Annotated in this window: 21 protein-coding genes; 7 read left to right on the forward strand and 14 right to left on the reverse strand. The window is 73.8% G+C overall.

Translation table 11 applies throughout. The features are described from left to right. Positions 1–11 precede the first annotated feature (11 nt). From EDD33_RS14070 to EDD33_RS14080, 3 genes are read right to left on the reverse strand one after another with little or no spacing between them, the layout of a single operon-like run. The gene (locus EDD33_RS14070) at positions 12–1,361 is read right to left on the reverse strand and encodes a hypothetical protein (protein ID WP_148077103.1); all 1,350 of its coding nucleotides are present in this window, start codon (positions 1,359–1,361) and stop codon (positions 12–14) included. Between the two features lie 14 nt (positions 1,362–1,375). Next, positions 1,376–2,077, reverse strand: coding sequence for an ABC transporter ATP-binding protein (locus tag EDD33_RS14075; RefSeq protein ID WP_123391594.1), 702 nt, complete (start codon positions 2,075–2,077; stop codon positions 1,376–1,378). Then, a complete protein-coding gene (locus EDD33_RS14080; protein WP_123391595.1) occupies positions 2,074–2,598 on the reverse strand; it encodes a PadR family transcriptional regulator in 525 nt (174 codons plus the stop codon). The genes EDD33_RS14075 and EDD33_RS14080 overlap by 4 nt, the downstream gene beginning before the upstream one ends. Positions 2,599–2,687: 89 nt before the next feature. Between EDD33_RS14080 and EDD33_RS14085 the strand changes: the two genes are divergently transcribed. From EDD33_RS14085 to EDD33_RS14105, 5 genes are all read left to right on the forward strand, one after another. Further along, on the forward strand, positions 2,688–3,104 hold the full coding sequence (locus tag EDD33_RS14085) for a MarR family winged helix-turn-helix transcriptional regulator (RefSeq protein ID WP_246003521.1): 417 nt from the start codon (positions 2,688–2,690) through the stop codon (positions 3,102–3,104). A gap of 25 nt (positions 3,105–3,129) precedes the next feature. Further along, complete coding sequence (locus tag EDD33_RS14090; RefSeq protein WP_123391598.1) at positions 3,130–4,356, forward strand: MFS transporter; 1,227 nt, start codon at positions 3,130–3,132, stop codon at positions 4,354–4,356. 156 nt (positions 4,357–4,512) lie between these two features. Beyond that, complete coding sequence (locus tag EDD33_RS14095; RefSeq protein ID WP_123391599.1) at positions 4,513–5,241, forward strand: GntR family transcriptional regulator; 729 nt, start codon at positions 4,513–4,515, stop codon at positions 5,239–5,241. Beyond that, a complete protein-coding gene (locus EDD33_RS14100) occupies positions 5,238–6,260 on the forward strand; it encodes a 1-aminocyclopropane-1-carboxylate deaminase (RefSeq protein ID WP_123391600.1) in 1,023 nt (340 codons plus the stop codon). Before EDD33_RS14095 ends, EDD33_RS14100 begins: the two co-directional genes overlap by 4 nt. A 398-nt stretch (positions 6,261–6,658) precedes the next feature. After that, the gene (locus tag EDD33_RS14105; RefSeq protein WP_123391601.1) at positions 6,659–7,309 is read left to right on the forward strand and encodes an SPFH domain-containing protein; all 651 of its coding nucleotides are present in this window, start codon (positions 6,659–6,661) and stop codon (positions 7,307–7,309) included. Positions 7,310–7,486: 177 nt separating this feature from the next. Here the strand turns inward: EDD33_RS14105 and EDD33_RS14110 are convergent, their stop codons facing one another. From EDD33_RS14110 to EDD33_RS14125, 4 genes are read right to left on the reverse strand one after another with little or no spacing between them, the layout of a single operon-like run. Further along, entirely contained in the window at positions 7,487–9,289 is a 1,803-nt protein-coding gene (locus EDD33_RS14110; protein WP_123391602.1) for a DEAD/DEAH box helicase, read from the reverse strand. Beyond that, complete coding sequence (locus EDD33_RS14115) at positions 9,286–10,296, reverse strand: zinc metalloprotease (protein ID WP_123391604.1); 1,011 nt, start codon at positions 10,294–10,296, stop codon at positions 9,286–9,288. The genes EDD33_RS14110 and EDD33_RS14115 overlap by 4 nt, the downstream gene beginning before the upstream one ends. Beyond that, positions 10,293–10,568 carry a DUF3039 domain-containing protein gene (locus EDD33_RS14120; RefSeq protein ID WP_082534245.1) on the reverse strand — a complete coding sequence of 92 codons (276 nt, stop codon included), beginning with the start codon at positions 10,566–10,568 and terminating at the stop codon, positions 10,293–10,295. Before EDD33_RS14120 ends, EDD33_RS14115 begins: the two co-directional genes overlap by 4 nt. A gap of 13 nt (positions 10,569–10,581) precedes the next feature. After that, a complete protein-coding gene (locus EDD33_RS14125) occupies positions 10,582–11,064 on the reverse strand; it encodes a hypothetical protein (RefSeq protein WP_123391605.1) in 483 nt (160 codons plus the stop codon). A gap of 126 nt (positions 11,065–11,190) precedes the next feature. On the opposite strand from EDD33_RS14125, the gene EDD33_RS14130 reads away from it, so the two are divergent. Continuing rightward, positions 11,191–11,835 carry a TetR/AcrR family transcriptional regulator gene (locus tag EDD33_RS14130; protein ID WP_123391606.1) on the forward strand — a complete coding sequence of 215 codons (645 nt, stop codon included), beginning with the start codon at positions 11,191–11,193 and terminating at the stop codon, positions 11,833–11,835. Here the strand turns inward: EDD33_RS14130 and EDD33_RS14135 are convergent. The 5 genes from EDD33_RS14135 to EDD33_RS14155 form a co-directional block, all read right to left on the reverse strand. After that, the gene (locus tag EDD33_RS14135; RefSeq protein ID WP_170169831.1) at positions 11,823–12,869 is read right to left on the reverse strand and encodes a DUF3048 domain-containing protein; all 1,047 of its coding nucleotides are present in this window, start codon (positions 12,867–12,869) and stop codon (positions 11,823–11,825) included. The genes EDD33_RS14130 and EDD33_RS14135 overlap by 13 nt on opposite strands. A gap of 93 nt (positions 12,870–12,962) precedes the next feature. Continuing rightward, a complete protein-coding gene (gene fabG / locus EDD33_RS14140) occupies positions 12,963–13,721 on the reverse strand; it encodes a 3-oxoacyl-ACP reductase FabG (protein WP_123391608.1) in 759 nt (252 codons plus the stop codon). A 59-nt stretch (positions 13,722–13,780) separates the two neighbouring features. Continuing rightward, positions 13,781–14,194, reverse strand: coding sequence for an HIT family protein (locus EDD33_RS14145; protein WP_123391609.1), 414 nt, complete (start codon positions 14,192–14,194; stop codon positions 13,781–13,783). An 8-nt stretch (positions 14,195–14,202) separates the two neighbouring features. Further along, positions 14,203–16,587 carry an FdhF/YdeP family oxidoreductase gene (locus EDD33_RS14150; RefSeq protein WP_246003522.1) on the reverse strand — a complete coding sequence of 795 codons (2,385 nt, stop codon included), beginning with the start codon at positions 16,585–16,587 and terminating at the stop codon, positions 14,203–14,205. Positions 16,588–16,653: 66 nt separating this feature from the next. Then, the gene (locus EDD33_RS14155) at positions 16,654–17,595 is read right to left on the reverse strand and encodes an EamA family transporter (protein ID WP_246003523.1); all 942 of its coding nucleotides are present in this window, start codon (positions 17,593–17,595) and stop codon (positions 16,654–16,656) included. An 84-nt stretch (positions 17,596–17,679) separates the two neighbouring features. Here EDD33_RS14155 and EDD33_RS14160 point away from each other — a divergent pair, with 84 nt between their 5' ends. Next, a complete protein-coding gene (locus EDD33_RS14160) occupies positions 17,680–18,561 on the forward strand; it encodes a LysR family transcriptional regulator (RefSeq protein ID WP_123391611.1) in 882 nt (293 codons plus the stop codon). On the opposite strand, the gene EDD33_RS14165 is transcribed toward EDD33_RS14160, so the two are convergent. After that, a complete protein-coding gene (locus EDD33_RS14165; RefSeq protein ID WP_123393459.1) occupies positions 18,558–18,941 on the reverse strand; it encodes a hypothetical protein in 384 nt (127 codons plus the stop codon). The two genes, EDD33_RS14160 and EDD33_RS14165, sit on opposite strands and share 4 nt — an antisense overlap. Positions 18,942–18,951: 10 nt before the next feature. Beyond that, positions 18,952–19,455, reverse strand: a complete 504-nt coding sequence (locus EDD33_RS14170; RefSeq protein WP_123391612.1) for a metallophosphoesterase family protein — start codon at positions 19,453–19,455, stop codon at positions 18,952–18,954. Positions 19,456–19,457 lie beyond the last annotated feature (2 nt).

Raw genomic sequence — 19,457 nt, forward strand, 5'->3', positions numbered from 1 at the left:
GATCAGGCGGCTCAAGGGGTGCGCAGGTGCTCGGGGTCGACGACCCGACGCGCCACGGGGCCGGTCACCGCGACCGAGGCGCGCACTGCGCACGCGGCCAGCAGCGGCGTCACGAGGACGCACGCGGCGGCGAGGAGCAGGGGCAGGGGGCCGTTCGTGACGTCGAGGAGCCCGGACCCTCCTAGGGTCCACGTCCCGAGCAACGCCCCACCGAACGACATCGGCACGGCGACGAGGTATCCCTCCCACCGCTGCGAGCGCCGGACCTCGGAGGCTGGCACGCCGAGCGCGTGCAGCGAGGCCATGGAACGGCGACGATCTGTCAACGTCTCCACGGAGTGCACCGCCAGCGTCAGGCTCACCACCACCAGGCTCACCACCAGACCGAGAGCGACGAGCGCGTAGGAGACGACGAAGAAGAAGTCCGCACCGCCGGTCGCGGCCAGGTCCCCGAGCAGCACCCCGACCCCGCCTGCCACCAGGCCGACCCCTCCGACCGCCGCGCCGGCGCGCCCTGCCGACCGGGGATCCACGACCAGGCGCCGGGAGGCGAGCAGGGCGGGGACCGTGGTCGCGCGGGACTGCACCACGCGACCGGCGAGGTGCGCGACCCACGGGCCGGTGCTGACGAACGCCAGGACCGTGAGCGCGAGGAGCACGAGCGTGCCCACCCCGTCCAGCACCGCGTAGGCGACGCTCGGGACCAGGTCCGCGACCACGGTGAGGAGCACGAGGGCGGCGAGGACCCAGGCGCCCCAGTGACGGGGCGCGTACGCCGCCCCACGACGCGTCACGCCGTGGGGCGCGTCGGTGACCCCCGAGCCGGTGCGAAGGCCGAGCGCGACCCCGAGGCCGGTGACCCCCACGACCACCAGCACCACCATCCACCACGTCGGGGAGACCGAGGTCGGCACCAGCGCGAGCGAGTAGCCGTAGTCGCCGATCACCAGCGACGGACCTCCGTCGGCATTGCCACCGAGGAGCGACCGCAGCACGTGGAAGCCCACGACCCCGAGCAGCGAACCCACCAGCGCCGGGACCGCGACCTCGCCCGCCCCCAGGAGCCGCGCCTCGCCGGCCGTGACCCCCGCGACCCGCAGGCCAGCCAGACGACGCTGGCGCGCGGCGTTGCCGAGCCGCAGCGCCTGGTGGAGCAGGAGCAGCAGCGGCACCACGAGCAGGGTCATTCCGAACGCGGCGCCGTAGCGCAGCCCGGGTTCCTGAACCACGTTGAATAGCAGCTCGTCGGGAACGGCAGGCAGCATCAGCACGGCGACCACCACGAGCGCCAGCGAGGTCACCACCGCCGTTGTCGCTGCGACCAGGGCCGGACGAAGCCGACCACCCTGGAGCAGCAGCACCAACGCGAGCGTCGTCACCGCACGGCCGCCGGGTCCTCGACGGCACCGTCGCGCAGCACGACCTCGCGATCGGCGTACGCCGCGACGCGGTTGTCGTGCGTCACCAGCAGCACCGCGGCACCGGTGGACCGCGCGGTCGAGACCAGCACCTCCATGACCTCCTCGCCGCTGACCCGGTCGAGCGCACCCGTCGGCTCGTCGGCGAAGACGATCGACGGCCCCGTCACCAGGGCGCGGGCCATCGCGACCCGCTGGGACTCCCCGCCCGAGAGGTCGCCGGGCAGCGCGTCGGCCAGGCCGCCGGCACCGAGCCGGTCCAGCCACGCCAGCGCGGCGGTGCGGGCGGCGGCGCGGCCGTGCCGCTCCATCAGCAGCGGGACCATGACGTTCTGCACGGCGCTCAGCTCGGGCACCAGCTGGCCGAACTGCAGCACCAGCCCGAACTCGCGGCGCCGCAGCCGCGTTCGCGCCGCCTCGGGCAGGTCGTCGAGCCGTGTGCCGTCATGGGTGACCGAGCCGGCCTCGGGGCGGAGCACCCCGGCCAGGCACAGCAGCAGCGTCGACTTGCCACTGCCGGACGGGCCGGTCAGGGCCACCACCTCGCCCTGGGCGACCTCGACCGAGGCGCCGCGCAGGGCCTCGGTGCGGCCGAAGGACTTGCGCAGGGCGTGCGCCCGCAGCAGCGCCGTGGCGCCTGTCGCAGCAGAGCTGGTCATCGCAGTGCGTTCCCCTCGTCGGCGACCCGTGCGGCCGCGTCGTCCAGCCACCTCAGGTCGGCGTCGAGGTGGACGATGGTGTGGTCGAGCGCGATCCGCGCCTCGACGTCGGGCGCCGCGCGCTGCTCGGCGACCAGGGCCCGCATGCGCTCGAGGTGCAGCGCGCGCTGGGCGGCCAGGAACGGTCGGGCGTCCCGATGCAGGCGCAGCGCGGTGACGGTCTTGCGCACCAGCTCCTCCGCGGCGTACGGGCCGGGCTGCTCGGGGGTGGCGAGCCAGTCGAGCAGCGCCTCCTCGCCGACCTCGGAGATGGCGTAGACGGTGCGTTCGGGACCGCTCCCGCCCTCGGTGGCGGCGACCTGGACCTGTCCGTCGCGCTCGAGCCTCGCCAGCGTCGCGTAGACCTGGCCATAGGCCAACGGCTTGGCGCCGGGCAGCCGGGCATCGTGCTCGCGCTTGAGGTCGTAGCCGTGCGCGGGACCTCCGGCGAGGACCCCGAGCAGCACGTGGGCGGTGGACATGGCGCGACTATACACACAATGACTACTCGGAGTGAATAGCGCCCTTTGAGGGTTGCGCCTCGATAGCCTCCCTATGCATACTAGTTGTCGTGAGCAACCATGACCTGCAGGACCTCAGCAACGAGTTGGTGGTCCTCACCGCCCGGCTGGTGCGCGTCGTACGCCGCAACGATGTCGGCGTCCCGGCCGCGAGCACCCGCGTGCTGAGCCTGCTCGACGAGCTCGGACCCGCCACGGTGAGCGCGCTCGCCGAGGCCGACCGCTGCCGCCAGCCGACGATGACCGGGCTGGTCAAGGGCCTCACCGACAAGGGCTGGGTCGATCGCTCCCCCCACCCCGACGACGCCCGCTCGACCCTGGTCGCGCTGAACGAGGCGGGCCGGGCGCAGCTCACCGAGGTGCGCGCGCGCAACGCCGCCCTCGTCGCCGACCGCACCGCGTCGGCCGGGCTCTCGCCGGAAGACCTCGCCACCGCGGTGGCGGTCCTGCGCGAGCTCGTCTCCTGACCACCCACCACCTGCAGAGGAAGTCATGCTGAAGCAACCACGCGCCGTCTGGGCGGTCGCGTTCGCCTGCGTCATCGCCTTCATGGGCATCGGCCTGGTCGACCCGATCCTGAAGTCCATCGCCGCCCAGCTGGACGCCACGCCGAGCCAGGTCTCGCTGATGTTCACCAGCTACATGGCGATCATGGGCATCGCGATGCTGGTCACCGGCGTCGTCTCGAGCCGCATCGGCGCCAAGCGCACGCTGCTCTCGGGGCTCGTGCTCATCATCGTGTTCGCCGCGCTGGCCGGCGCCTCGGACTCGGTCAGCGCGATCGTGGCGTTCCGCGCCGGCTGGGGCCTGGGCAACGCGCTCTTCGTCGCCACCGCGCTGGCCACCATCGTGATGTCGGCCCGGGGCTCGACCGGTCAGGCGATCATCCTGTTCGAGGCGGCGCTGGGCATCGGCATTGCCTCCGGCCCGCTCATCGGCGGGGTCCTGGGCGAGCAGTCCTGGCGCGCGCCGTTCTTCGGCGTCTCGGTGCTGATGGTGATCGCACTCGTCGGCACGGCGATCTTCCTGCCGAGCACCCCGCCGACGGGGCGTCGTACGTCACTCGCGGACCCGTTCAAGGCCCTCACCCACACCCCGCTGCTGATCGTCGCGGTCACCGCGATCTTCTACAACATCGGCTTCTTCACCATCCTCGCCGCGGGCCCGTTCGCGCTGCCCGAGCTCGGCATCATCGAGATCGGCTGGGTCTACTTCGGCTGGGGCCTGCTGGTCGCCCTCGTCTCCGTGGTCGTCGCCCCGCTCGTGCAGCGGGCGATCGGCACCGTGCCGGCCATCCTGGCCACGCTCGTGCTGTTCACCGCCGACCTCGCGGTGATGGCGATCTGGGCCGACCACCCGACCGTCGTCATCGTCGGGATCGTCGCCTCGGGTGCCTTCATCGGCAGCAACAACACCCTCATCACCGAGGCCGTGATGGGTGCGGCGCCGGTCGAGCGGCCGGTCGCGTCCGCGGCGTACTCCTTCGTCCGGTTCACCGGTGGCGCCGTCGGCCCCTACGTCGCGCTGCGGCTCTTCGGCTCCGAGGCCGCCCCGCACGTCCACGCGCCGTTCTGGTTCGGCGCGGTCATGGTCGCGATCGGTGTCGTGGTGCTGGCCGTGGGCGCCCGCACCGTCGCTGCCACCACCCGCCACGGGGAGACCGCCGAGGAGGCGCAGCGCGACGAGGCCGAGGCGGTCCTCGTCGGCGACCTCGACTGACCGACCCGCCGTCCGGACCCCGCCCGCACGGCCCGGTAGTCCCTGACGTTCTCGCCCCTCCTCGCACCGATCCGGGGCCAGAACGTCAGGGACTACCCGTCTTGGGACCGCCCTCCCCACTGGCCAGCCCGCCCGATCCGTGCTGCAATATATTGCATGCCGCTCACCTCCACCCCCGTCCCGCGGCGACTGCTGCGCGACGACGTCCACGACCGGCTGCGCGACGCGCTGGTCAGCGGCGACCTGGCGCCGGGCGAGCAGCTGCGTGACGGTGAGCTCGCCGAGCAGCTCGGGGTCAGCCGTACGCCGGTCCGCGAGGCGCTGCTCCGCCTCGAGCGCGCCGGCCTCGTCGCCACCGTCCCCGGCCGCTCCACCGTGGTCACCACCCCGGACGCGCGCACCCTGCGGGAGGCCAGCGCCGTGGTCGCGGCGATGCACGAGCTGGCCGTCCGCGAGGCCGCTCCCCTGCTGACCGCGCCCGACCTGGAGGAGATGCGCCGGGCCGGCGAGGCGTTCGCCGCGGCGATCGCGGCCGGCGACGTCGAGGCCGCCCTCGCCGCCGACGACGTGCTGCACGGCGTGCCCGTCCGCGTCGCCGGCAACCGCGCCGTGGCCGACGTCCTCGACCAGCACACCCCGTCCGTACGCCGCGCCGAACGGCTGCGCTTCGCCTCGCTGGCCGGCCACGACTCGGTCGTCCGGCACGCCCGGCTGCTCGACCACCTCGCCGCCGGCCGCGCCGACGACGCCGCCGCCGTCGAGCGCGAGACCTGGCGATGCCTCGACCACCTGGTCGACCTGACCCCCGACCCCACCACCACCGGCCCCGCCACCCCCGACCCCACTACCACCGACCCCGCCACCACCGAGGAGCACCCCGCATGAGGCTGCACGACTTCGAGCGCTACCCGCTGACCTTCGGCCCGAGCCCGGTCCACCGGCTCGACCGCCTCACCGACCACCTCGGCGGCGCCGCGGTCTGGGCCAAGCGGGAGGACGTCAGCTCCGGCCTGGCGTACGGCGGCAACAAGACCCGCAAGCTGGAGTACATCGTCCCCGACGTGCTCGCCTCCGGCGCCGACACGCTGGTCTCGATCGGTGGCTACCAGTCCAACCACACCCGCCAGGTCGCCGCCGTCGCCGCCAAGCTCGGGCTGGGCTGCCGGCTCGTGCAGGAGCGGTGGGTCGACTGGGACGACCCGGTCAACGACAAGGTCGGCAACATCCTGCTCTCGCGGATCATGGGCGCCGACGTGCGCCTCGACGACAGCGGCTTCGACATCGGCATCCGCGCCTCGTGGGAGGACGCGCTGCGCGAGGTCGAGGAGTCCGGCGGCACGCCGTACGCCATCCCGGCCGGCGCCTCGGAGCACCGCCTCGGCGGGCTGGGGTTCGCCAACTGGGCCTTCGAGGTGGCCGAGCAGGAGCGTGAGCTGGGCGTCTTCTTCGACACCGTCGTGGTCTGCACCGTCACCGGATCGACCCACGCCGGCATGGTCGCCGGCTTCGCCGCGCTCGAGGACCTCACCGGACGGCGGCGCCGGGTGATCGGCATCGACGCCTCCGCGACGCTGGAGAAGACCCGCGCCCAAGTGGCCCGGATCGCCCGCCACACCGCGGAGCTGATCGAGCTCGGCCGCGACCTGCGCGACGACGAGATCACCGTGCTGGAGGGCTGGGCCGGCGACCTCTACGGCATCCCGGTCGAGTCCACGATCGAGGCCATCCGGCTCAGCGGGCGGCTCGAAGGGATGATCATCGACCCCGTCTACGAGGGGAAGTCGATGGCCGGCCTCGTCGACCTCGTCACCAGCGGCGACATCCCCCGCGACTCGACCGTGCTCTACGCCCACCTCGGCGGCCAGCCGGCGCTCAACGCCTACAGCGGGATCTTCGAGGGATAGATCTGTCCCCTAGGGCGGTGGGTCGGTGCGTCGTACGAACCGGCTACTCCGGCGACCAGCCCGCATGACGCATCGCGGGTGAAAACCCGTGACGCCGGCCCCCGCATCGTCGTACGTTCTCCCGCGGAGAGGCCAGCGGCCGGGGTCGGAGTTCCGCGCCCCGCGTCCCGCGCGTCGGCCGTCCGGGTCCTGCTCAGGCAGGGTGCACACCACGCACCCGAGGTTCAACTCCTCTCCTCCGCGTCGGCCGGTGGCCGTACGCCGCCGCACGCCCTGCGGCCCCGCCAGTCAGCACGACGGCGGGCGCCCCGCGCGCGGTGGTGGCCGCCGGCCGGCGCGGACCGCACCGCCCACCCGTCCCACCCGTCCCACCGTCGCGACCCGGAGGAGGTCCCGCCATGTCCCTGCTCACCCTGACCGTCCACGTCGGCGAGTCCCTCGTCGTGCAGCGCGCCGGACGCGCGAGCACCGCCCTGGGCCCCGGGCGCCACCCGCGCCCGTGGCGGGGCCGGGTGCGCCGCGTCGAGCTGCGCGAGCAGCTCACCCGGGTGCCGACCCAGGAGGTGCCGACCGCCGACGGCGTGGCCGTGAAGGTCTCGGCGGTGCTGCGCTGGCGCGTCGTGGACCCCGTGCGCCACGTCGAGGCCGCCGTGGAGCCGGTCGAGGTCGTCTACCTCGCCGTGCAGGTCGCGCTGCGGGAGGTCCTCGCCGCGCTGCCGCTCGACGAGGTCGCCGCGCGGGTGCGCACCGTCGCGGCCGAGCCGCTCCTCGCCGCCGCACGGCGTGCGGGTGCCACGACCGGTGTCGAGGTGCTCGAGGTGGTGGTCAAGGACGTCGTGCTGCCGGCCGAGGTGCGGTCGGCGTACGCCGAGGTCGTGACCGGGCGGCAGCGTGCGGTCGTCCAGCTCGAGGCGGCCCGGGCCGAGACCGCGGCGCTCCGGTCGCTCGCCAACGGCGCCAAGCTGCTCGACGAGCACCCCGCGCTCGCGCGGCTGCGGATCGTGCAGGCGCTGCCGCCCGGCTCCACGGTCCGGTTGGGCGAGGAGTAGCGGCCACCGGTGCGTCGTACCAGCTCGTCGTGGGCCGTCGCCGTACGACGCTCCACGGGCCGACAGCGCGAAGCGGACGATTCGGGCGCCGGCGCACCGAAACTGCCCGTGGCTGCCCGGTTCGTCCCGGTCCCGCGGGCAGTTTCACCGGCTGGCCGGTGAAACTGCCCGCCGCCCCTACCCCTTCGTCGCCCACTCCCGGATCTTCTCGATCCGGGCCTCGAGCTCGGTGGCGGTGGCGGCGGCGGCGGGAGGGCCGCCGCACTGCTTGCGCAGGGCGGCGTGGGTGATGCCGTGGGGCTGGCCGGTGCGGTGGAACCACGCGGCGACGAGGCCGTTGAGCTCGCGGCGCATCGTGGCGAGCTGCTCGTGGGTGGCGACCTGGCGCGGGGCGTGGTCCGCGACGCCCGAGGCCGCGGCGGAGGCGGCGGCCCGTCCCGCCGAGGCCGTACGCCGCGCGCGCTCGCTCTGGCGGTGGCGGAGCAGGTCGCGCACCTGGTCGGCCTCGAGCAGGCCGGGGATGCCGAGGAAGTCCATCTCCTCCTCCGACCCGACGTGCACCTCGCCCTCGTGGCCGAACTCGCCGCCGTCGTAGAGCACCCGGTCGAACCGGGCCTCGGAACCCATCGCCTCGAAGACGCCGAGCTGGTCGTCGCTCGCGCCCTCGCTCGCGTTGGCCTGGGCGAGCAGCTCGTCCTCGGCGGCGAAGATGTCGTCCTCGTCGGTGATCCGGCGGCCCAGCACGTGGTCGCGCTCGAGCTCGAGCTGGCCGGCGTGGCCGAGCAGCACCGGCACCGAGGGCAGGAAGATCGACGCGGTCTCGCCGCGCTTGCGGGCGCGCACGAAGCGCCCCACCGCCTGGGCGAAGAACAGCGGGGTCGAGGTCGTCGTGGCGTAGACGCCGACCGCGAGCCGCGGCACGTCGACGCCCTCGGAGACCATCCGCACGGCGACCATCCAGCGCGAGCCGTCCTCGGAGAACGCGGCGATCTTCTTCGAGGCGGCCTTCTCGTCGGAGAGCACCACGGTCGGCTTGTCGCCGGTGATCTCGGTGAGCAGCCGGGCGTAGGCGCGGGCCGAGGTCTGGTCGGTGGCGATCACCAGGCCACCGGCGTCGGGGACGTGGCGACGCACCTCGGACAGGCGGCGGTCGGCCGCCTGCAGCACCGACGGCATCCACGACCCCGTCGGGTCGAGCGCGGTGCGCAGCGCCTGGGCGGTCAGGTCCTTGGTGAGCGGCTCGCCGAGCCGGGCGGCCACCTCGTCGCCGGCGCGGGTGCGCCACTGCATCGCGCCGCTGTAGGCCAGGAACAGCACCGGGCGGACGACGTGGTCGGCCAGCGCGTGGGCGTAGCCGTAGGTGTAGTCGGCCACCGAGCGCGGCACGCCGTCCTCGCCGGGCGCGTAGGTGACGAACGGGATCGGGTTGACGTCGGAGCGGAACGGCGTCCCGGTCAGCGCGAGCCGGCGTCGCGCCGGCTCGAAGGCCTCGCGTACCGCCTCGCCCCACGCACGCGCGTCGCCGGCGTGGTGCACCTCGTCGAGGATGACCAGGGTGTTGAACCGCTCGGTCCGGATCCGGTGGGCGAGGGGGTTGGCGGCGACACCGGCGTAGGTAAGCGCGACCCCGACGAAGTCGGCGCTGGTGCGGCCCTTCTTGCCGCCGTACTCCGGGTCGAGGGCCATGCCCACCTTGGCCGCCGCCTCGGCCCACTGGGTCTTGAGGTGCTCGGTCGGGGCGACCACGGTGACCCGCTCCACGACCCGCCGCTGCAGCAGCTCGTTGGCGACCGTCAGCGCGAAGGTGGTCTTGCCGGCCCCCGGGGTGGCGACCGCCAGGAAGTCGCGCGGGTTGCGCTCGGCGTACGACGCCAGCGCTGCGGTCTGCCACGCGCGCAGGCTGCCGGCGGTGCCCCAGGCCGCGCGGCCGGGGTACGCCGGCGACAGGTCGATCTGCGCCGGGGGGTGAGCCTCGGTCAAGAGCGCCCGGACCGGTACTGCGCGAAGGCGGTGTCCATGCGGCGCACCTGGCCGGCCGTGAACTCGGTCATGCAGGCGTCCAGCGAGTAGTCCATGAAGTTGTGGATCGGGTCGAGGCCCGGATCGTCGGGACAGGTGTCGCGACCCTCGGTGCAGTCGAACTCCGGCTGGGCCTCGGCCGCGGTGTCCACGACGAGGTCGCCGCTGCCCTCGCAGCCGCCCTGGAAGGTGTGGAACAGGCCCATCCAGTGACCGACCTCGTGGACGAGCGTGTCGCCGGAGTTGTAGCCGCGGGCCAGCCCCCCGGGCATCGCGTCGACGTTGATGCTGACGTGGTCCAGCTCGGTGCCGGCCGCGCGCCACGGGAACCGGGCCCACCCGAGCACCGGCAGGCCGTCCTCGCCGCCGCGGTTGAGGTAGAGGTTGAGGGCGTCGGCGCCGCCGCGGTGCAGGGCACGCTTCATCCGGTCGTCGCGGGGGCCGTTGTTGTAGGCGTGGTACCAGCCGTCGCGCTTGGTGTAGTCGGTGCGCTCGAGCTCGAAGGTGTAGCGCGTGGGGGCGTTCTGCGCACCCTGCCCACCGGCGAAGGCGTTGTTGAGGATGCGCAGCGCCTGGGCCACGCGCTTGGGCCCGAACGGGTTGCGCTCGCGGGGGTGGGTGCCCTTGATGACGTGGACGTAGACCGGGACGGTCACGCGCGACGGCAGCACCGGCTCGACCTCGGCCCGCATCGAACGACGGGTGGTCTCCGACGGCACGACGGCCCGGAGGTCGGTCTCGGTGATGGTGGGGGTGTCCTCGAGCTGGCCACGGCGCCAGACCGGGACGTCCTGGTCGCGCAGCGCGGCACCGGTGAGGCAGGGCACGACCGAGACGGCCGAGGCCCCGGCGCCGGAGACGGCGCTCAGGTCGGTGGTCGCGGAGGCGTGGGCAGCCAGGGGCAGCGTGGGGGTGGTGAGCCCCAGCGCCGCCGCGGCCACGAGGGCCAGCGTGCGGCGGGGCCTCACTCGTCGCCCTCCTGGCCGCCGCGCATGGTCTCCCAGATCTCCTTGCACGACGGGCACACGGGGTACTTCTTCGGGTCGCGGCTGGGGATCCACACCTTGCCGCAGAGCGCGATGACGGGGGTGCCGTTGACCATGGCGTCCATCAGCTTGGCCTTGGGCACGTAGTGGGAGAACCGCTCGTGGTCACCGGAGTCGGTGGGCACGGTGCGTTCCTCGACGCGCGTGTCCTCCAGGACGCCGGTCCCGAAACCGGGTGTCTGTGGGCTGCTCACCCCGGCATCCTACCTACGCCGGGACGAGCGCCCGGATCCGATCGGCCAGGGCGGGTCGCACCAGCGCGCGGCCCTCGGCCAGCAGCGTGCGGCCGTTCACCGAGGCGAGGGGCACGCCGGCGGCACGGGCCAGCAGGCCGTGCTCGGCGGCGGTGGAGCGCTCCAGCAGCCGGCGTACCTCGGGCGAGCGGGGGTGCTCGGCCTCACGGTCCAGCAGCCGTCGTACGCCGCGCATCTGCTCGGCCGTGGTGGCCCAGGCCAGCGCCACGGCGCGCGGCCGGTCGGCGACCGGCACGTCGAGGGCGCGGTCCAGCTGGGCCCCGAGCCGGGCGTGCCAGCGCAGCGTCAGCGCGCCCAGGAGGTCGAGGTCGTCGGCGAAGGCCTGGTCGAGGCCGCGGACGTCCTGCGGCAGGACGCCGTCGAGCCGGCGGTCGAGCACCTCGACCACGGAGCGCAGCACGTCGCCGCGTCGTACGGAGGGGAGGGAGCGGGTCATGGGAAGCACCTTTCCGTGAAGGTTCACATACCGAAGGTACGTACTCTCAGTATGTACCCCGCGCCCCGGTCCGTTCACGGACCTCGCGGGTGACCTCACCCACACCCCCGGCCCTATGCTGCGCGGGTGTCCCCCGCCTCGCTGCGCCGGCGTCTCACCGGCTCCTCCCGCCGCGCCCTGCTCGACGCGGCGCAGGCGCAGTTCACCGAGCACGGCTACCGCGGCACCAGCCTGGACGCCGTCGTCGCGGCGGCCGACCTCACCAAGGGCGCGCTCTACCACCACTTCAGCGGCAAGCAGGCCGTCTTCGAGGCGGTCTTCGCGCAGGTCGAGGCCGACGCAACCCAGACGGTCCGCGACGCCGTGGCCGGGGTGGACGACCCGTGGGAGGCCGCCCTGGCCGGCCTGCGCGCCTTCCTCGTCGTGGTCCGGCAGCCGACCTACCAGCGCGTGGTGATGCAGGAGGGGCCGGCGATCCTCGGCCACGAGCGGTTCCGCGAGCAGGAGGAGCGCTCCAGCTACTCCCTGGTGCGCGAGGTGGTGGGACGGGTGCTGGAGGTCTCCGGCGACGACCTCGACGACGCCATGCGCGAGACCTTCAGCCGCATCATCTTCGGCGCCGTGCAGGCGGCCGGCGAGGACGTGAGCACCGCCCCCGACCCCGCCGCGGCCGTACGACGCGTCGAGGCGGCCATCGGCTTCCTGCTGCTCGGCGTCCGCCAGCTCGCCGAGCAGGGCGTGACGCTCACCGACCCCGGTCAGCCCGACTGACCGACCGAGACCCGACCGCCGTCCTCGTCGGTGGGCACCAGCTCGATCCAGGTGCGCCCCGCAGGCACGCTCAGCGGCCCCGTCTCGGTCTGCAGCCGCAACGGCCCGCCGGGCCGACGCTTGGTCCACGTGCCGCGCACCAGCTCGCCGCCGTGCAGGAGCATCGCCTCGCCGCTCCCGGCGAAGACCGTCTCGGGCACGCGGTTGCCGGCGGGGTCGAGGTAGCCCGCGTCGCGCTGCCGCACCCGCAGCACCAGCAGGGTGTCGGGGTCGAAGCGCTGACCCTGGGCGGCGAAGCTGTTGTCGTTGACGTACTTCCCGCGCGCGAAGCGCCACGAGGTGGTGTGCTCGTCGCTGAAGACCGCGTCGAGGCTGCGCGCCCGGGTCCCGCCCGGGAAGTCGGCCTCGCTCCCCCACGGCAGGTAGCTCGGCGGCACCACGGGGTCCTCGCTCAGCGACGCGACCAGCGCCGGCAGCCTGACCATGAGGTCGTAGGGCTTGGTCCGTGCCGCGTCGCGGTAGTAGCCGGTGCCGGTGAGGTCGTCGAAGGCGACGATGCCGGCGTCGCGCACCCGCTTCAGCGTCGACGGCGCCGCGCCGCTCGCGGCGACGATGCCGAGGGTCGGCTTGACGATCCCGATGTCGGTGGCACGCATCGAGCGCACCGGGCCGACCACCGCGGGGACGTCCTCGTAGAACATCACCGCCAGCCGGGTCATGCCGCCCTCGACGAGCTCCTCGGTGATCAGGTCGGCCTGGGCCAGCCCGACCTGCGGGGCGCTGGCGCGGGTGTTGTCGACCTTGGCCACCACGACCGGGTGGTCGGGGGTGCGCTCGGTGACCGGGCGGCCGGTGAGCGGCCACAGCGCAGCCAGCTCGGTGCCGCCGGACACCGGCTGCGACGCCGGCTCCTTCTCGGCGTCCGGAGCGGCGCTGCAGGCGGTCAGGCCGACCAGCCCGGCGGCGAGCAGGCCGGCGAGGAGCGACGCGCGGCGCCGCGGCACGGCGGCGGACGGGCGTCCGGGGGGCGTCATGGGCAGCAGCATGACCGAGCGGGCCCCGCAAACAGCGCAAGGCCCGCTCGTGTCCACCGACCGGTGCGGTCGGCGGTGTCGCCCGGGGCGACGTCAGATCTTGGCGCCACCGTCGACGTAGAGCGTCTGACCGGTGATGTACGACGCCTCGTCGCTGGCCAGGAACGCGGCGGCGGCCGCGATGTCCTCGGGGAAGCCGACGCGCTTGACCGGGTTGCGGTCGGCCGCCGCGGCGCGGAAGTCCTCGACGCTCATGCCGACCCGACGGGCGGTGTCGTCGGTCATCTCGGTGGCGATGAAGCCGGGCGCGATGGCGTTGACGTTGACGCCGAACTTGCCCAGCTCCAGGGCCAGGGTGCGGGTGAAGCCCTGCACACCGGCCTTGGCGGCGGAGTAGTTGGCCTGACCGCGGTTGCCGTTGGCCGAGACGCTGGAGAGGCCGACGATCTTGCCGTACTTCTGGTCCACGAAGGTCTTCTGCACGGCCTTGCTCATCAGGAACGCGCCCTTGAGGTGCACGCCCATGACGAGGTCCCAGTCGTCCTCGGTGAGCTTGAAGAGCAGGTTGTCGCGGGTGATGCCGGCGTTGTTGACGAGGATGTGGACGCCGCCCAGCTCCTCGACCACGCGCGCGACGGCCGCCTCGACCGACGCCGCGTTCGCGACGTCGCAGCCCACGCCGATGGCGCCGGCGGCTCCGCCGACCTCGGTCGCGGTCGCGGCTGCCTGCGTCTCGTCGAGGTCGAGGATCGCCACGGCGGCGCCCTCCTCGGCGAAGCGGCGTGCGATGGCGGCGCCGATGCCTCGTGCCGCGCCGGTGACGATGGCCACCCGTCCGTCGAAACGACCCATGTCGTCGGTCTCCTCAGTGATGGTCGGATCGGGCCGTGCGGCCCGTGGTTACCCGCCGGTCACTCTAACGAGGCAGCCAGGCGCGCGGCCCAGGTGTCCCGCTCGGCGACGTCGGCGTAGGTGGTGCGGGGCCAGAAGAAGCCCCGCAGCCCGTCGCCCTTGGTGCGGGGCACGACGTGGCAGTGCAGGTGCGGCACCGACTGCGAGACGGTGTTGTTCATCGCCACGAAGGACCCCTGCGCACCGAGCGCGTCCACCATCGCCGTGGCCAGACGCTGCGCCGCGACGAGGAACGGGTCGCGCAGCGCCGCGGGCAGGTCGGGCAGGGTCTCGACGTGCTGGCGCGGCACCAGCAGGGTGTGGCCCTTGAACAGCGGCCGGATGTCGAGGAAGGCGACGAGGTCGTCGTCGGCCCACACCACCGAGGCCTCGGCCTCCCCCGCCGCCACCTGGCAGAACAGGCAGGCGCGCACGGGTCCGGTCAGCTCATCACGTGCGGCTCGACGTCGGACTTGTGGCCCTCGTCCGAGCCGACCGCGTCCCCCCGGCCCTCACTGGCGTCCTGGTCCTGCTGCTGGGGCACCAGCCGGATGATGACCCCCTTGGAGGTCGGGGTGTTGCTGCTCTCGGCGGTGGAGTCGAGCGGGATCAGCGGGTTGGTCTCGGGGTAGTACGCCGCGGCGCACCCGCGCGGGGTGTCGAAGCGCACGATCCGGAACTCCGCGGCCCGACGCTCGGTGCCGTCCTCCCACTCGCTGACCAGGTCGACGACGTCGCCCTCGGACCAGCCCTGGTCGCGGATGTCGTCCTCGTGCATGAAGATCACCCGGCGGCCGTTCTCGATGCCGCGGTAGCGGTCGGAGAGGCCGTAGATCGTGGTGTTGAACTGGTCGTGGCTGCGCATGGTCTGCAGCAGCAGCCGGCCCTCCGGCACCTCCAGCACGCTCATCGGGACCACGCTGAACACGGCCTTCTCCTGCTTGGTGGGGAAGGTGCGGGTGTCACGCGGCGGGTGGGGCAGCACGAAGCCGCCGGGCTGGTCGACCTTCTCGTCGTAGGCCCCGCAGCCGGGGACGGTGATCGAGATGGCGCGCCGGATCTCGGTGTAGTCGGCGCGGTAGTCGCTCCACGGCACCGGGCCGCTCGTGCCCAGGGTCGCCTCGGCGATCGAGCAGACGATGTCGACCTCGGAGCGCAGGTGCGGACCGGCCGGCTGGAGCGGGCCCTTGGACGCGTGCACGGCCGACATGGAGTCCTCGACGGTGACGCGCTGCTCGCGACCGCCGGTGAGGTCCTTCTCGCTGCGCCCCAGGGGCGGCAGGATCAGCGCGGTCTTCCCGCACTTCACGTGGGAGCGGTTGAGCTTGGTGGTGACCTGGACGGTCAGCTCGGCCTGCTCCATCGCCTCCTCGGTGACCACGGTGTCGGGTGCCGCGGAGACGAAGTTGCCGCCCATCGCCACGAACACCTTGGCCTTGCCGTCGCGCAGCGCGCGGATGGAGTCGACGGTGTCGAGCCCGTGCTCGCGCGGCGGGGTGATGCCGTGGTGGGACTCGAGGGCGTCGAGGAAGTGGTCGGGGACCTTCTCCCAGATGCCCATGGTGCGGTCGCCCTGCACGTTGGAGTGGCCGCGCACCGGGCACAGCCCGGCGCCGGGCTTGCCGATGTTGCCCTGCGCCAGCGCGATGTTGACGAACTCCTTGATGGTGCCCACGGAGTTGCGGTGCTGGGTGATGCCCATCGCCCAGCAGTGCACCGTCGCGTCGGACTCGACGAGCATCTGCGCGGCCTCGCGGATCTGGGCCTGGCTCAGGCCGGTGGCCGACTCGACGCGGTCCCAGTCGAGCACGCGCAGGCCGGCGGCCCACTCCTCGTAGCCCACCGTGCACTGGTCGATGAAGTCGTGGTCGAACACGTCCTGGCCCGCGGCGTCGGCCTCGAGCAGGACGTGGCCGATGGCCTGCCACAGCGCCAGGTCGCCGTTGATCCGGATCTGCAGGAACGTGTCGGCCAGGCCCTGCCCGACCGTCATGCCCTTGACCGTCTGGGGGTTCTTGAACTTCATCAGCCCGGCCTCGGGGAGCGGGTTGATGGCGAGGATCTTGGCGCCGTTGCGCTTGGCCTCCTCCAGCGCGGAGAGCATCCGCGGGTGGTTGGTGCCGGGGTTCTGGCCGCTGATCACGATGAGCTTCGCGTGGTGGACGTCGTCGAGGCTGACCGAGCCCTTGCCGATGCCGATCGTCTCGGCGAGCGCGACCGAGGTCGACTCGTGGCACATGTTGGAGCAGTCCGGCATGTTGTTCGTGCCGTAGCTGCGGGCGAAGAGCTGGTAGACGTACGCCGCCTCGTTGGAGACCTTGCCGGAGGTGTAGAACACCGCCTCGTCGGGACTGTCGAGCCCGCGCAGGTGCTCGCCGATCAGGGCGAACGCGTCGTCCCAGGAGATGGGCTCGTAGTGCGTCCCGCCGGCGCGGCGCACGACGGGGTGCACGAGGCGTCCCTGGTGACCCAGCCAGTAGTCGCTGCGGTCCTGCAGGTCGGCCAGGCTGTTCTCGGCGAAGAACGAGGGCGACACGGTGCGCTTGGTGGCCTCCTCGGCCACGGCCTTGGCGCCGTTCTCGCAGAACTCCGCGGTGTGGCGGTGCTCCGGGTCGGGGTCGGGCCAGGCGCAGCCCTGGCAGTCGAAGCCGTCGGCCTGGTTGAGCTTGAGCAGGGTCCGCGCCGTGCGGTAAGGGCCCATCTGCTGCAGCGACCGCTTCATCGCGACCGCCACCGCGGTCACACCGGCAGCCTCGTGCTTGAGGCTCCCCACGTGCAGGTCGTTCTCGTCGATGTCGTCCATGGGGGTCTTGCGTCGCAGCGCCATGCGCCATGTGTACCCCGGAGGTCACAGCCCTCACACCGGCCCCTCCCCCGAGGTCGCGCCGCCGGGTCAGGCGGGGTGGGTCGGCTGCTCGACCTGGCGGGCGCCGGTCCGCTCGGCGCCGACGCCGGCGAGGACCACGAAGCCGATGCCGAGCACGGCCGGCCCGGTGGGCACCTGGCCGAGCAGGAGCAGCCCCAGCAGCAGGGCGAACCCGGGCTCGAGGCACATCAGGGTGCCGAAGGCCGCCGTGGTGAGCCGCCGCAGCGCGAGCAGCTCCAGCGAGAACGGCACCACCGGCAGCAGCAGCGCCAGGCCCAGCCCGGCCAGCCACAGCCCCGGGGTGAGCCGGTCGAGCACGTCGGCCCCGGTGAGCAGCACGTACGCCGTCCCGACCAGCGCCGCGACCGGCATCGAGACCGAGAGCCCCGCGAGCCCGGCGACCTGGTCGCCGACGCGCTGCGTCAGCAGGATGTACGCCGCCCAGCAGCACGCCGCCCCCAGCGCGAAGGCCACGCCCACCGGGTCGGCACGACCCGACCAGGGCTCGGTCAGCAGCAGCACCCCGGCAGCGGCCACGAGCGGCCACACCCAGCGGGCGCTCCCCCGGCCGCGCAGCACCGCGACCGAGAGCGGGCCCAGGAACTCCAGGGCGCTCGCCGTGCCCAGCGGCAGCCGGGCCACCGCCTGCATGAACAGCAGCGTCACCGAGGCGGTCACCACGCCGAGCGCGACGCAGGCGGCGAGCGTGGAGCGCGACGTCGCGCCCGACCGCAGCAGCCGCCACGGCCGGCCGAGCAGCGCGAAGAACGCCCCGGCCCACACCAGCCGCAGCCAGGCGGCCCCCTCGGCACCGACGGTGCCGATCAGCCCGACCGACAGCGCCAGCCCGAGCTGCACGCACAGCATCGAGGCGGTCGCCATGGCCGCGCCGGCGCGGGAGCCGCCGAGGACGGGCGTCCCGGCCGGCCCGCCGGGGTGCGCGGGGGCGAGGGGGGTGGAGGTGCTCACGACGAGCAGTCCACCCGACCACGACCGTCCGCGTCCACGTGAGCGTGCTGGACACACCGTCCAGTCCCGCTGGACGATGACGCCATGGACGTACGCCGGCTCCGGCTGCTGCTCGAGCTCTCCCGGCTGGGCTCGATGCGCGAGGTGGCCGATGCGACCGGGCTCAGCACCTCGGCGGTCTCCCAGCACCTCGCCGCGCTGGCCCGCGAGGCCGGCACCGACCTGCTGGAGCCCGTGGGTCGCCGGGTCCGGCTCACCCCCGCGGGCCTGCGGCTGGCCGACCACGCCGTGACGATCCTGGCCGCCGTCGACGCCGCGCGGCTCGACCTCGACCCGGACGCCGAGCCGGCGGGCACGGTGCGGGTGGGCGGCTTCGCGACCGGCGTACGACGATCGCTGCTGCCGGTGGTCCGCGACCTGGCCGCGACCCACCCGCGCGTCACGGTCACGGTGCGCGAGCACGAGCCGCTGGAGGCCCACGCCCTGCTGGAGTCCGACGACCTCGACCTGGCGCTGACCTACGACTACGACCTCGCCCCGGCCGCCGTCGCCCCGACCCTGCGGCTGGTCCCGCTCTGGAGCACCACCTGGGGGCTGGCGGTGCCGGCCGAGGAGCCGGTCCGCGACGCCCACGACCTGCGTCGCTGGGCCGACCGGCCCTGGATCGTCAACTCGCGCAACACCGCCGACGAGGACGCCGTCCGGATCCTCGCGGCGACCGCCGGCTTCTCCCCCCGCCTGACGCACTTCCTGGACAGCCTCGACCTGGTCGAGGACCTCGTCGAGCAGGGCCTCGGGGTCGGGCTGCTGCCCGTCGACCGGCCCACCCGCCCGGGCGTGCGCGTGCTGGACCTGGCCGGCACCGGGGTGGTGCTCACGGCGTACGCCGCCACCCGTCGCGGCCGCGACGCCTGGCCCCCGCTGCGCCTGCTCCTCGACCGGCTCCGCGCGCCGGGGGGCTCCTAGCCGTCGAGGTCGACGGGCAGCGGCAGCGGACGTACGCCGCCCAGCCGCTTGTGGAACCGGACGTGCTCGGCGCGCCGGCCGAGCGCCTCCCACAGCGCCTCGTGCGCCGCCCACGGGAGCGGCTCGTCGCCGGTGCGCCAGGTCGGGCCGAAGCCGACCCACACCGGCACCCACGTGGCCGCGCAGTCCCACGCGCCGCGTCGTCCCATCAGCAGCCGGCGCCGCACCTGGAACTCCTGGCGCGGGCCGTCCTCGCAGATCGGGGCGGTGCGGACCGGCCACACCCGCAGGTCCAGCGCCATCAGCGAGAGCTCGAGGTCGGCGAGCACGCACGGGTCCACCAGCACGGTGGCGACGTTCTCGTGGGGTGCCCGGCTCACCCGTCGCACGCTAGCCCCGCGGTCGGTCGACCGGGAAGATCCTGGCCGAGACGATCCGCCCCTCGGTCAGCACCAGCTCGCCCATCGTCGGGCGCGGCTGCCGGCGCTTGTCGGTCGGCGACCCGGGGTTGAACGCCCGCTGCCCCGCGTGGACCTCGTCCCACGGGATGTGGGAGTGGCCGAACACCACGAGGTCGGCCTCGGGGAACCGCTTCCGCAGCCGCGCGCCCCTGCCCTTCGCCGGTCCGCTGTCGTGCAGCATCGCCACGCGCACCCCCGCCAGCTCGGTCTCGAGCACGTCCGGCGCACCCCACGCCGCGACGTCGTCGCCGTCGTTGTTGCCGCGCACCACGAGCACCGGGGCCCACGCCGCCAGCTCGTCGAGCACCCCCGGCGTGCACACGTCGCCGGCGTGCAGCACCAGGTCGACCCCCTCCAGGGCGCGGGCCACCCCGGGCGGGCAGCCCTTCCAGAACCGCGGCGCGTGGGTGTCGGCGAGGACGGCGACCCGCACGC

It is taken from the genome of Nocardioides aurantiacus, from assembly GCF_003752505.1.
GTDB classification, from domain to species: domain Bacteria; phylum Actinomycetota; class Actinomycetes; order Propionibacteriales; family Nocardioidaceae; genus Marmoricola; species Marmoricola aurantiacus.